The sequence below is a fragment of the Stenotrophomonas sp. ASS1 genome (assembly GCF_004346925.1).
Taxonomy (GTDB): domain Bacteria; phylum Pseudomonadota; class Gammaproteobacteria; order Xanthomonadales; family Xanthomonadaceae; genus Stenotrophomonas; species Stenotrophomonas maltophilia_A.
This window is the reverse complement of sequence record NZ_CP031167.1, coordinates 4385425-4398855: the sequence shown is the minus strand read 5'-3', so window position 1 is coordinate 4398855 and position 13431 is coordinate 4385425. Positions and strand designations below refer to the sequence as shown.

Here is a 13431-nt window from a genome sequence, read left to right as displayed (position 1 = left end):
CCTCGACAAGGAGATGTTCCGATGCGCCGCACCCTGATGATCGCCACGGCCACCGCACTGCTGGCCCTGGCCTCCACCGCTTCTGCCCGCGATACCCGCGTGGAGCAGTCCCTGCAGGAACTGGTCAGCTCGCAGGCTGCCAAGGACGCCGGCATCGACGGCAGCGTCCGCTTCTACCTGGCCGGCCAGCCGGTCAGCGTGCAGCAGCGCCTGGGCGAAGACGTGACCAACAAGAAGACCAACGCCGCCAACAAGAGCGACGCCGAGGCCTGCCGCTGGGTCGCGCTGTCGGCGCTGCGCGCGCTGCAGGACGGTGCCAAGTCGCGCGGTGCCAACGCCGTGGTCGACATCGTCAGCTACTACAAGAAGAACGAGTTCAAGAGCAGCACCAACTACGAATGCTATGCCGGTGCGATCCTCGCCGGTGTCGCGCTGAAGGGCACCTACGCCAAGGTCAAGTAAGCGCCCGTGTGGCGGCGGCGTTGGCTGAACGCCGTCGCCACATTGCTGAATCCCGCCGGGGAAACGCCGCCGATCACGCCGCCATCGTCGGCTGACGGCTTTCCCCGGTGTCGGCTTTCCGACACAATCATGGCTCTTCCCGGGTTATCGTCCCGCGGACATGCACGCCTACGTCTATAAAAGCCAACTCAAGCCGGACACCTACGTCTACGTTCCCCGTCGCGATGATTTCAGCGCGCTGCCTGCGCCGCTGCTCACCTCGCTGGGGACGCTCGCCTTCGTCCTGGACGTGGCCCTGGATGCCCAGCGCCGCCTGGCCCAGGCCGATCCGGAAAAGGTCCGCAGCGAAATGAGCGAGCGCGGGTTCTACCTGCAGGTGCCGCCATCGGTGGCCAGCCTGATGCCGCGCCACTATGACTGACACGTCCCGTCCGCGCGCCCTGTCGATCGCCTTCGCCGTAGGCGCCGTGCTGGCGCTTGGCGCCGCTGTGGGCGGCGTTCCAGGCGCCATCCTTGCGGCACTGGCGCAACCGGCGTTCGCGCTGGGCGTATCGTGGTGGCGGCGCAGCCGTGCGCTGCTGCCGCTGAAGGTGGTTGCACGCCAGGACCTGCCGGCGCTGCTGGCACTGTGGGCGGCCGCACCGCTGCTGCTGGCGCTGCTGCTGGCCTGGCCGCTGGCGGCGCTGCGTGACAGCGGCAGCCTTGCGGCGGTGCTGGGCCTGAGCGTGCTGGTCAGTGCCGGCCTGCTCGCTGCCTGGCGCACCTGGCCGTTGTGGAACGATGTCGAACGGCTTGAAGGCCGCCTGGCCCATCATTGGCAGGCGCTGGCCGGTCGCGACCTGACCGCCTGGCGCGGTCTCGGCGTGGCGGCGCTGGTGATCGCGCTGGCCGCGCTGGTGGTGCTGCCGGCCTGGCCGGGACTGCTGCCGGAGAGCGCGCGCTGGCCCGCTGCGCTGGCCGTGGTGGTGGTGTCTCCCGTACTGCACCTGCTGCTGCAGCGGGTGGCGCCGGCACCCTTGGTGTCGCTGCGCGCGAGCCCGTTGGCCAGCGCCAGCAACGAGCACGAACCGATGTTCGCCGCCGCAGTCGAAACCGCGCCGCTGGAGGCGATGGCGCCGCAGGAGCTGACCCCGGCCCTGTATGAAGCCGCCCGCCATGGCCGCATCGACCGGGGCCTGCAGTTGCTGCAGGCCGGTGCCGATCCGTACGCGCTACCGGACCCGAACTGGCGCGACCAGCGCAGCCTGGCGGTGCTGGCGGCGGTGCTGCCGGACCTGCGCCTGCTGCGCGAACTGATCGCCCGCGGCGTCGATGTGAATGCGCCGCACCGGGGCATGACCCCGCTGCTGGCCGCCACCCGCGACAGCTGGCACGGCCGCCCCGAAGCGGTGATGACCCTGCTCGCCAACGGTGCCGATTCGCGTGCCATCGACAGCGATGGCAACACCCCGCTGCACCATGCGGCGCGCAGTTCCGACCCGGGCGTGGCCGCGCTGCTGCGCGATGCCGCCGCCGAAGTCGACGCGCTGAACAACGAGGGCTGGTCGCCGCTGGCCGTGGCCTGCCAGGTCGGCAACTGGCGCCTGGCCCGCTTCCTGCTCGAACGCGGTGCGCGCAGCGAACCGGCCGAAGGCACCCCGGTGTTGCTGGCCGCAGCCGCCACCGAAGACGACGATCCGGCCGGCGTGCAGCTGCTGCTCAAGCACAAGGCGCGGGCTGACGCGCGTGATCGCCAGCGCCGCAGCGCGCTGCATGAGGCCGCACTGGCTGGCCACGTCGAGATCATCGGCGTGCTGCTGGGTGCCGGTGCCAATCTGGAAGCGCGCGATGCGCTGGGCCGTACGCCGTGGCTGGAAGCGGCCCGTGCCGGCCGCGCTGCCGTGGTCGAGCATCTGCTGCCGCACAAGCCGGATCTGGTTGCGGTGGACGGCGAAGGCCGCAATGCGGTGCAGCTGGCGGCGATGGCCGAGGATGTCTCGCCATTGCTGATCAAGCGCCTGGTCGAGCTGGGCATCGCCGCCGATGCCACCGATCCGGTCGGCCGCCGTGCGGTGGACTACGCCGCCGAGGCCGGCCGCTGGGCGATCGTAGCCCTGCTGGACCCGTCCTATCCGTTGCCGGCCGCGGTCAGTGATGGCCTGGCCGATCGTGGCGAAGCAGCCAGTGCCAGCGGCCTGCTGCCGGACCGTCCGCCGCTGACCCTGCTGCGCGAGGCCCTGGGCTTCGGCAACACCGACGGCATGGCGGCGCTGGCCAGGCTGTGCCAACCGGAGGAACTGGGCGGGCTGCTGCTCGATCCGGAGTTGGCGCTGGAACCGCGTGCGGTGGACTGGCTGCTGGGCCACGGCGCCGATCCCTATGTGCGTGATGCCTGCTCCGATACGCCGATGTTCGCGCTGTTGTCGCGCGGCATCGATGCGGTGCCGGCGTTGCAGGTGATGCTGCAGCGTGGCCTGTCGCCGGCCGGCCGCGGTGGCCTGGCGCGCTTCCTTGCTGCCTGCGCACAGCACGACCAGGCCGCGCGTGGCCTGGAACAGCTGGCACTGGAACTGCTTGAGCGTGGTGCCGATCCGTTCGCCGCCTCGCCGGCGGGTGACCCGCCGTTGTCGCTGGCGGTGCGCCTGGGGTGGCTGCGGCTGCAGCAGGCCCTGCTCAAGGCCGGCGTTGATCGCGAAGCACGCGACAGCCACGGCATGACCGCACTGCACCTGGCCACCGCATTGGCCCGCGAAGGCGCGCTTAAGCTGCTGGTGCAGCATGGTGCCTCGCCGGAAGCACGTGCCGCCGACGGCCAGACACCGCTGGGCGTGGCGCTGTCGATCGGTCGCCGCGATCTGGCCGACTGGCTCGATTGGCGGGTGTGGCCGTTGCCGCGCCGCACCCTGCGCGAGGCCGATCTGCCGGCCGCCGCAATGGCCGGTGACGTCGATGCAGTGCGCCGCCTGATCGATCTGGGCTTCGCCGTCGACGCCGTCGACGCACAGGGCTGCACCGCGCTGCTGCGTGCTGCCGGTGGCGGCCACCTGGCGGTAACCGACCTACTGCTGGCGCGCGGCGCCGATCCGCAGCACGCGGCGGCCAGTGGCGCGACGCCGCTGTCGGCGGCGGTCAGCATGCGCCAGGTGGACATCGTTTCGGCCCTGCTCGACGCTGGCGCCAAGCTGGAACACCGCCTGCCGGGTGGCGTGACGGTGCTGATGCTGGCCTCCGCGCTGGGCCTTCCGGACATCGTCGCGCGCCTGCTCACGGCGGGTGCCGACGTGCATGCCGGTGACGCGCAGCAGCTGGGTCCGCTGCACTGTGCCGCGCTGTACGGTTTCAGTGCCCGCGACCGCTCGCGCCTGCTGGCGCTGCTCGACACCCTGCTGCTGGCCGGTGCCGAACCGGACCAGGCCGCCGCTGGTTCTGTCACGCCGCTGCTGCTGCTGCTGGGCGCGCGCGCCGAGCCGGGTACCGCCTGCGACGAGCAGGTGGTGATGGCCGCAGTGGAGCGCCTGCTGGACGAGGACGTAAGCCTGGACGTACGCGACCCGCGTGGCTTCGGCCCGCTGCATCTGGCCGCGCTGCATGGCCTGCCGCTGCTGGTGCAGCGCCTGCTGCGCGCCGGCGCCGATCCTGAAGCGCGCGACAGCCTCAACCGCAGCCCGCGCGAGATTGCGGTGATGCGTGGCTTCATCGACGTGGCCGGCGAGTTCGAGCCGCGCGTGCCGGGCGTTTCCTCGATGGCACGGTTCCTGCGCGACAACGGCTGATCGGGACCCGGTAGATCCACGCCATGCGTGGATGATCGTGCCCGGAAGCCAAAGCATCCACGCATGGCGTGGATCTACTGCCGGAATCCGCAACCTCAATCTGTGGTGGGTGCCGACCGTTGGTCGGCACGCCTACTTGCCGTCGCTTTCCGCGTCGGCCTCGAACAGGTGCATCAGGTCGTTGCGTGCGTCGCGCGAGGTCTGGATCACCGCTGCCTCGTCGTCGTACACCAGGTACTGGTCGCGCAGCAGCTGCTCATCGTGCTCGCGGAAGCGCTGCACGTGGCGCTCGGCCACATCCGGTGCCACGCCCAGCGCGGTCAGCACGCGGCCGCTCATCTCCAGGCTGGTGCCGAACACTTCGCGGAACGGCTCGGCCGACATGTCCATCAGGCGCCACGCATGCTGGCGGTTGCGTGCACGCGCCAGCACCTTCGCGTCCGGGTACAGCCGGCGCACCATGCGCACCGCACGCAGGTTGGTCTCCGGGTCGTCCACGGTGATCACGAACACATCGATGTGTTCGCCGCCCGCAGCGCGCAGCATCTCTGGCCGGGTCGGGTCGCCGTAGTACAGCTGGTTGCCGAAGCGGCGCAGGTCGGCCACGGTGTCCGGATTCGCTTCCAGCGCCACGAACGGCACCTTCTGCGCGGTCAGCAGGCGCGCGATGACCTGGCCGAAGCGGCCCATGCCGGCAATCAGCACCTTCGGCCGGTTGTCCGGCGCCACCTTGTCGGCCTCGGCTGCCTCGCGCGGCGTTACCTTCTCCTGGCCGAGCAGCTTGAGCAGCGCGATCATCAGCAGTGGCGTGATCGCCATCGACAGGCCGACGATCGCCACCAGGCGGTCATGGTTGGCGTTGCCCAGCAGGTGCGCGCGCTGCGCTTCGTTGAACACCACGAAGGCGAACTCGCCGCCCAGCCACAGCACGCTGCCCAGTAGCAGCGAGTGCCGTGAACTGAGCTTTGCGATGCGCCCGATCACGTACAGCAGGCTGAATTTGACCACCAGCAGGATCGCCACGCCGGCGGCGATCAGCCACGGCTCGGCAACGATGCGGTCGAGGTCGATGCCCATGCCCACCGCGATGAAGAACAGGCCCAGCAGCAGCCCCTTGAACGGCTCGATCTGCGCTTCCAGTTCGTGCCGGAACTCCGAATCGGACAGCAGCACGCCGGCCAGGAACGCGCCCAGGCTGGGGCTGAGGCCGGCCTCCTGCATGAACCAGGCAGTGCCCAGCACCACCAGCAGTGCGGTGGCGGTGAATACTTCCGGGCTGCGGGTACGCGCGATGATGCTGAACACCCTGCGCAGCACCGGTCGCCCGCACAGGATCACCACCGCCAGCGCGCCGAGGGCCACGGCGGCGTCTTCCCAGCGCAGGGTCTCGTTCTTTACCCCGCCCAGCAGCGGGATGGCCGCCAGCAGCGGAATCGCGATCAGGTCCTGGAACAGCAGGATGGCGAACCCGAGCCGGCCATGGTCGCTGTTGATCGCCTTGTGTTCTGACAGCAGCTGCAGGCCGACCGCGGTGGACGACAGCGCCAGTGCCACGCCCACCACCAGTGCGCTCTTCCATTGGAAATGGTCGAGCAGCAGCAGGCCGCCCAGCACCAGCCCGGACAGCGCCACCTGTGCCGCACCGGCACCAAACACCGAGCGCCGCATCACCTTCAGGCGGGCCGGCGACAGTTCCAGACCGATCACGAACAGCAGCATCACCACGCCGATCTCGGCGGCGCCGAGGATGCGGTCGGCGTCCTGCACGAAGCCCAGCCCGTCCGGGCCCAGCACCACACCGGCCGCCAGATAGCCCAGCACCGCGCCGAAGCCGAACTTCTTGAACACCGGCACGGCGATGACCGCCGCCAGCAGCAGCACCAGGGCCAGTTCCAGACCACCGCTATGCATGGGAATACCTGGTCATCGGAGAAGCCCGCGGTGCGTCCGTTCGGGTGGGGGAAGGGGAGGCGAGTGCCACCGCGTCATTATGCGCGCCGGCCCGTGTATGCACGAGAACAACCTGCCGGGCAGGCGCCCTGCGCAAGGCTGCCGGGTTGACCTGCATGGTCCACGGGTCCAGACTGCCCGCCGCTGGCGGCGCGTCCGTCGGCACACGCATCCCGGAGTCCCCAACCCATGTCCAGCGACAGTAGAAGTCGACCTCGTTCGACGCCAGCGATGGCCACCGCCTGACATCGGGACGGTTTGCCTGCGTTGGCGTTGCGCGAGGTCGCACCCCCACAAGGCAAACCCGATGAACCAGAAGCAATTGCTGCGCCCGGTGGCCGATGCCGCCGCACTGGCCGCGCCGCTGGCGAATTTCAACACCGCCGATGCGGTGGAATTCCTCAACACGCTGGAACTGACCCGCGCCGCGGAAACGCTGGCTGCGCTGCCGTTGCCGCGTGCAGTGAAAATGCTGGAAGCGCCGGAACTGCACCGCAGCGGCGAACTGGTGGCTGCGCTGCCGCCGGCGCGCGCTGCCGCCCTGCTCGGCTTGATGGCCGACGACCGCGCCACCGACATCGTCCATGAGCTGGATGAGGAAGAACGCGCCCGGTTGATCCCGCTGCTGGGCACCGACGCCCGCCAGGCCATCCAGAAGCTGCTCAGCTACCCGCCGAACACCGCCGGCGCGCTGATGACCACCGAGTACGTGGCGGTACCCGCCAGCTGGACCGTGGCGCAGACCCTGCAGCACATCCGCCAGGTCGAGCGCACCCGTGAAACGGTGTACGCGATCTACGTGCTGGACCCGGCCAGCCAGCAGCTGCAGCAGGTGGTGACCATGCGCCGGCTGATCACCGGCCTCCCGGAGGAGTCGATCCTGGACGTGGCCCAGGTCAATCCACCGGTGACGGTGGACGCACTGATGGACCAGGAAGAAGTGGCACGGCTGATCCGTCGCCACGACCTGCTGGCGATCCCGGTGGTCGACGACCAGCAGCAGATGCTCGGCATCGTCACCGTGGACGACGTACTGGATGCGCTGATCGAGGAATCCACCGAGGACGCGCACAAGTTCGGCGGCATGGAAGCGCTGGACAAGCCGTACATGCAGATCGGCTTCTTCGAGATGCTGCGCAAACGCGCCGGCTGGCTGAGCGTGCTGTTCCTGGGTGAGATGCTGACCGCGAGCGCGATGCAGCACTACGAGGATGAACTGGCGCGCGCCGTGGTGCTGACCCTGTTCATTCCGCTGATCATGAGTTCGGGCGGCAACTCCGGCTCGCAGGCCACCTCGCTGCTGATCCGCAGCCTGGCACTGCGCGAACTGCGCCTGCGCGACTGGTGGAAGGTGGCCCTGCGCGAAGTGCCCACCGGCATGGTGCTGGGCGCGATCCTTGGCTGCCTGGCCATCGTGCGCATCGTGATCTGGCAGCTGGGCGGCCTGCACGACTACGGCGAGCACTGGATCCTGCTGGCGATCACCATCGGCGCGGCATTGGTCGGCATCGTCACCTTCGGTTCGCTGTCCGGTTCGATGCTGCCCTTCATCCTGAAACGGCTCGGCTTCGACCCGGCCAGTGCCTCGGCCCCGTTCGTGGCCACCCTGGTGGACGTGACCGGCCTGGTGATCTACTTCAGCATCGCCGCGGTGATCCTGCACGGCACGCTGCTGTAAGTCGGAACCATCGTGCTCCGGTAGGTGCCGACCTTGGTCGGCACGCAGAACAAAAAGGGGACGGAGGGGATTAAGTCGTTCAAGGCACATGAGGCACAAACGACTTAATCCCCTCCGTCCCCTTTTTTGGGTACCGTAGGCGCATGAGTACCTACCACCTGCAGTCCGTGTTTCGTCCGCAGTCGGTCGCGGTGATCGGCGGCAGTCCACGTGAGCGTTCGGCCGGGCGCGCGGTGATGCGCAACCTGCGTGGCACTGGCTTCCCCGGCAAGGTGGCCTGGATCAACCCGCGGCATGCCGAGATCGATGGCATCCGCACGATCAAGCGGTTGAAGGATCTGGACTGGGTACCGGACCTGGTCGTCATCACCGCACCGGCGGCGATCGTGCCGCAGGTAGTGCGTACCGCCGCCGAACGCGGCGTGCAGGCCGCGATCATCCTCACCGCGCACTTGGGCGAAGGCCCGGGCTCGTTGTCGGAACAGGTGGAAACGGTGGCGCGCAAGCATGGCCTGCGCATCCTGGGCCCGCACTGCCTGGGTGTGATCGCACCGCATGCGCGGCTCAATGCCAGCATCGCCGCGCACTTCCCGCAGGCCGGCGACCTCGCCCTGATCTCCGAATCCTCGGCGATTGCGGCGGCGCTGGTGGAATGGGGTGTGGCGCGCTCGGTCGGCTTCTCCGCCGTGGTCTCGCTGGGCGACACGATGGACGTCGACTTCGGCGACCTGCTCGATTACTTCGCCACCGACTACCGTACCCGCGCCATCCTGCTCTACGTCGAGCAGATCAAGGACGCGCGCAAGTTCATGTCGGCCGCGCGTGCCGCCGCCCGCGCCAAGCCGGTGGTGGTGGTGAAGTCCGGCCGCGCCGAGCGCGTGCAGCCGGGCAGCCGCGATACCCATGTGCAGGCCCTGGCCAGCGCCGACGACGTCTACGGCGCGGCCTTCAACCGCGCCGGCCTGCTGCGCGTGGGTGCGCTGGACGAACTGTTTACTGCCGCCGAGTCGCTGGGTCGGTTGGGGACGTTCCCCGGTCGTCGCCTGGCCATCCTCAGCAATGGCGGTGGTGTCGGGCGTCTCGCCGTGGATCAGTTGATCGCATTGCGTGGCACGCTGGCCAACCTGTCCGACAGCACGGTGGAGAAGCTTGACGCGGTGCTGCCGCAGGGCTGGTCGCGCAGCAATCCGGTCGACATCGTGGTCGATGCCGATGGTGACCGCTATGCCGCGGCCATCGAAGCGCTGCTGGCCGACAACGAGAATGATGCGGTGATGGTCGTCAACGTACCGACCGCATTCACGTCATCGGCCGACGCCGCACAAGCGCTGACCCGCACGCTCGGCCTGCGGCCGCGCCATCACCGCGACAAGCCGGTCTTCGCGGTGTGGCTGGGCAACGACGACCAGGCCACGGCCACGCTCAACGCGGCACGCGTCCCGACCTACCCGACCGAGGCCGAAGCCGTACGTGGCTTCCAGCATCTGGTGCGCTACCGCGAAGCGCAGAACGCGTTGATGGAAACGCCGCCCAGCCTGCCGCAGGATTTCAGTGTCGACACGGCCGCCGCGCGCGCACTGGTCGATGCCGCCCTGGCCAACGGCCAGCAGTGGCTGGACCCGCTGGCCACCCATGAACTGCTCAAGGCCTATGGCATTCCGTCCGCGCCGGTGATGCATGCGCGCAATGCGCACGAGGCGATGGACCTGGCGCAGCCGCTGCTGGAGCGCGGTGCCACGGTCGCACTGAAGGTTCTCTCGCCGGATATTCCGCACAAGTCGGAAGTGGATGGCGTGCGCCTCAACCTGTCCACGCTGCCGGCGGTGCAGAGCGCGGCCAACGCGATCCTGTCGCGTGCACGCCAGCTGCGGCCGGATGCACGCATCGATGGCCTGCTGGTACAGCCGACCATCGTCCGCCCGAAGGCGCGCGAACTGATCGTCGGCATCGCCGATGACGCGACGTTCGGTCCGGTGATTGTGGTCGGTCGCGGCGGCACTGCCGTCGAAGTGATCAACGACAAGGCGCTGGCGCTGCCGCCGCTGGACCTGCGCCTGGCCCATGAGTTGATCGGCCAGACCCGCGCCTCGCGCATCCTCAAGGCTTACGGTGACGTGCCGGCGGCTGACGAGCGCGCACTGGCGCTGGCGCTGGTGAAGCTGGCACAACTGGCTGCCGATATCCCCGAAGTGCGCACGCTGGACATCAACCCGCTGCTGGTCGACGGCAAGGGCATCCTCGCCCTCGATGCCCGCGTAGCGGTGGCGCCGTCGCGCATCCTGCACAAGGGCCGCGGCCATCCGCGTTTCTCGGTGTTCCCGTACCCGAAGGAGTGGGAGCGCACCATCGAGCTGTCCGATGGCGGCCGTGCCTTCGTGCGCCCGGTGCGGCCGGAGGACGACGCACTGTTCCGTGCGTTCTTCGCCCGCGTCAGTGACGAGGATCTGCGCCTGCGTTTCTTCCAGTCCGTGAAGCACTTCAGCCACGAGTTCATCGCGCGCCTGACCCAGCTCGATTACGCGCGCTCGATCGCGCTGGTGGCGATCGAACCGCGCAGCGGCGAAATGCTGGGCGCGGTACGCCTGCACGCCGATGCCGATTACCACCGTGGCGAGTACGGCATCCTGATCCGTTCGGACCTGAAGGGCCACGGCATCGGCTGGCGGTTGATGGCGATCATGATCGAGTACGCCAAGTGGCTGGGCCTGGACGTGGTCGAAGGCCAGGTGCTGCGCGAGAACAGCACCATGCTGGCGATGTGCCAGAGCCTGGGCTTCAAGACCAGGCTGGATCCAGACGATCCGACGGTGATGATGGTGACCCTGCCGGTGCAGCAGGTAGAGGTGCCGGCACCGGACTTGTAGAGTCGAGCTTGCTCGACTGTCGCCATCGGGAAGCAGTCGAGCAAGCTCGACTCTACGGCCAGGTTAGCGGAGGGGCTCCACCACCACCGCCGTGCCATAGCACAGCACCTCGGTCAGCCCGGTCATCACGTCGGTGGCGTCGTAGCGCATGCCGATGATGGCGTTGGCACCGAGCTGGCGCGCGTGCTTGACCATGTCGCGGTAGGTTTCCTCGCGGGCCTGCTCGCACAGTTCGGTGTAGATGGTGATGTTGCCGCCGAAGATCGTCTGGATGCCGCCCAGAAAGTTGCCGACGATCGAGCGCGAGCGCACGGTGATGCCGCGGACCACACCCAGATTGCGCACGACACGGTGGCCGGGCAGCTCGAAGGCGGTGGTGACCAGCGCATCGTCGAAGCGCAGCGCGGGCGGGGAAGGGGAGCCGCTGTTGTAGGGGTCTGCCATGGTCGCGTCCGTGTCGTCGCTTTCTGTAGCGTCGAGCCATGCGCCACTGGCTGTGCAGCCGTCGAACGTGGCTCGACGCTACAATCCAACCCCCTGTTGCGGCATGGCTCCGTCACCGTGATGGCGCGACAATACCCCATGACCGACCGTACCCCCCTGCTCCTGCTGCCCGGCCTGCTCAACGATGCCGAGCTGTGGCGCGCGCAGATGGCCGACCTGGCCGACATCGCTGACTGCACGGTAGGCGACCAGACCCGTGGCGAGACCCTGCAGGCGGTCGCCGAGGACGTGCTGGCACAGGCACCGGAGCGCTTCGCCCTGGCCGGTTTCTCGCTGGGTGGCTTCGTGGCCCAGCAGATCCTGCGCATCGCCCCGGAGCGCGTGCTGCAGCTCGCGCTGATCGATACCTCGATCCACGCCGATTCACCGGAACGTGCCGAACAACGCCGCAGCCAGCGCGCCAGCGTGCGCCTGCCGGGCAGGTTCCACGGCTTCGGCGATGCGCTGATGCGCAGCTACATCGACGCCTCGCGGCTGGACGACTACGTGCTGGTGCAGCGCGTGCGCGACATGACCGCCCGCCTGGGGGCGGAGGTATTCCTGCGCCAGAGTGCGCTGGAGCGGCGCGACGGCCATGACGTGCTGGCGGGTTACCAAGATCCGCTGTTGATCGTCTGCGGGGCCAACGACCGCATCACGCCGCTGGCAGTGAGCGAGGAAATGCACGATCTGGTGCCGCACTCGCAGCTGGTGGTGGTGCCCGATTGTGGGCACCTGGCCCCGATGGAAAAGCCGGACGAGGTCAGTGCGGCGATGCGTGGGTGGCTGTCTGTGGATTGAAGGGGATCGGTGGCATCGGCGGTTCGTTCCACCCCAGTCTGTTGTAGGCGTGGTAACGAAGCACGCCGATACGTTCGTGCAACATCACCTCAGCCAGCAGCAGGTTGAAGGCCGAGGGGAGCCATCCGGGTGTGGCGCGTAGCCGGTCGCTGGGCAGGCCTTCGGCAATCACGCCGAAATGCTGGAAATAGAGCAGGCTTCGCCTGAGGTGAAGGCCCGAGGTCACGATTACCACGCGCGATGGGTCGTGGTGGAGCATCGAACTGCTGTTCCGGGCGTTCTCCCAGGTGTTGGCGCTGGCATCCTCCTGCTCGATGCGATCCATCGGCACACCCAGACGGACCAGCTCGCGCGCGTAGACGTTGGCCTCGCTGTTATTACGGTTTCGTGAGGCACCTCCGCTCACGATCACCCTGCAGGTCTCGTGCTTCTGCTGGCAGAGCAGATAGCGCTGCGCCGTAACCAGTAATCGGCTGTACCCCACCAGACCCGGGCTGGAGCCCTCGGCATGGTGCTCGATGCCACCGCCCAGCAGCACGATCGTTGTCTTCGGCCGATCTGCAGGTGTCGTGAATGCAGCGCTGGCCTGGGCCCGGTCGAGCATCCATTGCGTTATCGGGCCCGTTGCGCTGGACAAGGCCATCAGGGGCAGCACCGACAGGAGTGCCGCGGTGCGGAATCGGCGTGTGGCGATCAGTGCAGCACATGCCAGCAGAAGAAGAAGGGTAAACGCCAGCACAGTGCACCTCAGGAAAGTTTGAATGAATTCCGATGGCGCGGGGCCTTCGTTGTGTGGATGCTGGATGCCATGGATCTGAAGCGACTGTCACCCTCCGCAAGAGCGGGCGTCATTCTCGGCGGCGTATTGCTTGGATTAGGGCTGGGATACGTCTTTTCCGAGCGGTTTCCGGGTTTGTTCGCTCTCATTCATGAGCGGATGCAGTAGCGAATCGGGAAGATGCGTTGTCGCGAATGGCCCTGCACGAAATCGTATTTGGCCGGGAGCGACATGCACGAACAGGTCGCATGCGACATATGGCGGAGACAGATGCACGCAATCGATCGACGTGGCATGGCGGGAACGCAGGCGGCAGGCGCCGATCGCCCTGAGCTTGGCGAGCATTCAATGCTGAAGGTGATTGCCGCGGTGTCACCATGCGAGCTGCCGTCCTTTGTTGCTGCGTTGGACGAAGCGATAGCACGTTGGAGGGCGGAGTCTGCGAGTACGCCCAGCAGCGATCTGGATGCAGAACTGGCGCGCCTGCACGCGCTCAAGAGCATCACGTCGGTGCTGGGCAGCAGGCTGATCGCCAGCGCTTGCGACGACCTGGGTGAGTGCCTTCGATCGGGCGCGGCGGCAGACCACATACGACGCCGCTCCCAAGCCTTGGCGGTAGCGGCGCAGCGCCTTCTGCAACGTTCCATCGTTTCTCACAGGTGA

The 13431-nt window shown here is 68.1% G+C and carries 10 protein-coding genes; 7 read left to right on the top strand and 3 right to left on the bottom strand.

All coding sequences use genetic code 11. The annotated features are described in order from the left end of the window. Window positions 1–21: 21 nt before the first annotated feature. The 3 genes from MG068_RS20290 (at window position 22) to MG068_RS20280 (ending at window position 4214) form a co-directional block, all read left to right on the top strand. Window positions 22–462 (top strand): hypothetical protein, encoded by a 441-nt coding sequence (locus MG068_RS20290; RefSeq protein WP_010482305.1) that lies wholly within the window; start codon window positions 22–24, stop codon window positions 460–462. 160 nt (window positions 463–622) lie between these two features. Next, window positions 623–883, top strand: coding sequence for a YcgL domain-containing protein (locus MG068_RS20285; RefSeq protein WP_010482302.1), 261 nt, complete (start codon window positions 623–625; stop codon window positions 881–883). After that, on the top strand, window positions 876–4214 hold the full coding sequence (locus tag MG068_RS20280) for an ankyrin repeat domain-containing protein (protein ID WP_132811018.1): 3339 nt from the start codon (window positions 876–878) through the stop codon (window positions 4212–4214). Before MG068_RS20285 ends, MG068_RS20280 begins: the two co-directional genes overlap by 8 nt. A 132-nt stretch (window positions 4215–4346) precedes the next feature. Here MG068_RS20280 and MG068_RS20275 read toward each other — a convergent pair whose 3' ends face one another. Beyond that, the gene (locus tag MG068_RS20275; RefSeq protein WP_132811017.1) at window positions 4347–6125 is read right to left on the bottom strand and encodes a monovalent cation:proton antiporter-2 (CPA2) family protein; all 1779 of its coding nucleotides are present in this window, start codon (window positions 6123–6125) and stop codon (window positions 4347–4349) included. Between the two features lie 346 nt (window positions 6126–6471). On the opposite strand from MG068_RS20275, the gene mgtE reads away from it, so the two are divergent. Then, window positions 6472–7842, top strand: coding sequence for a magnesium transporter (gene mgtE, locus MG068_RS20265; RefSeq protein WP_132811016.1), 1371 nt, complete (start codon window positions 6472–6474; stop codon window positions 7840–7842). Between the two features lie 143 nt (window positions 7843–7985). After that, entirely contained in the window at window positions 7986–10706 is a 2721-nt protein-coding gene (locus tag MG068_RS20260) for a bifunctional acetate--CoA ligase family protein/GNAT family N-acetyltransferase (RefSeq protein WP_132811015.1), read from the top strand. A gap of 63 nt (window positions 10707–10769) precedes the next feature. Here MG068_RS20260 and MG068_RS20255 read toward each other — a convergent pair whose 3' ends face one another. Further along, on the bottom strand, window positions 10770–11150 hold the full coding sequence (locus MG068_RS20255; RefSeq protein ID WP_071228577.1) for a YbjQ family protein: 381 nt from the start codon (window positions 11148–11150) through the stop codon (window positions 10770–10772). A 138-nt stretch (window positions 11151–11288) separates the two neighbouring features. Between MG068_RS20255 and MG068_RS20250 the strand changes: the two genes are divergently transcribed. After that, a complete protein-coding gene (locus MG068_RS20250; protein ID WP_132811014.1) occupies window positions 11289–11990 on the top strand; it encodes an alpha/beta fold hydrolase in 702 nt (233 codons plus the stop codon). Here the strand turns inward: MG068_RS20250 and MG068_RS20245 are convergent. Beyond that, window positions 11953–12729, bottom strand: coding sequence for a YdcF family protein (locus MG068_RS20245; RefSeq protein WP_132811013.1), 777 nt, complete (start codon window positions 12727–12729; stop codon window positions 11953–11955). The genes MG068_RS20250 and MG068_RS20245 overlap by 38 nt on opposite strands. 309 nt (window positions 12730–13038) lie before the next feature. Between MG068_RS20245 and MG068_RS20240 the strand changes: the two genes are divergently transcribed. After that, a complete protein-coding gene (locus tag MG068_RS20240) occupies window positions 13039–13431 on the top strand; it encodes a hypothetical protein (protein WP_240792102.1) in 393 nt (130 codons plus the stop codon).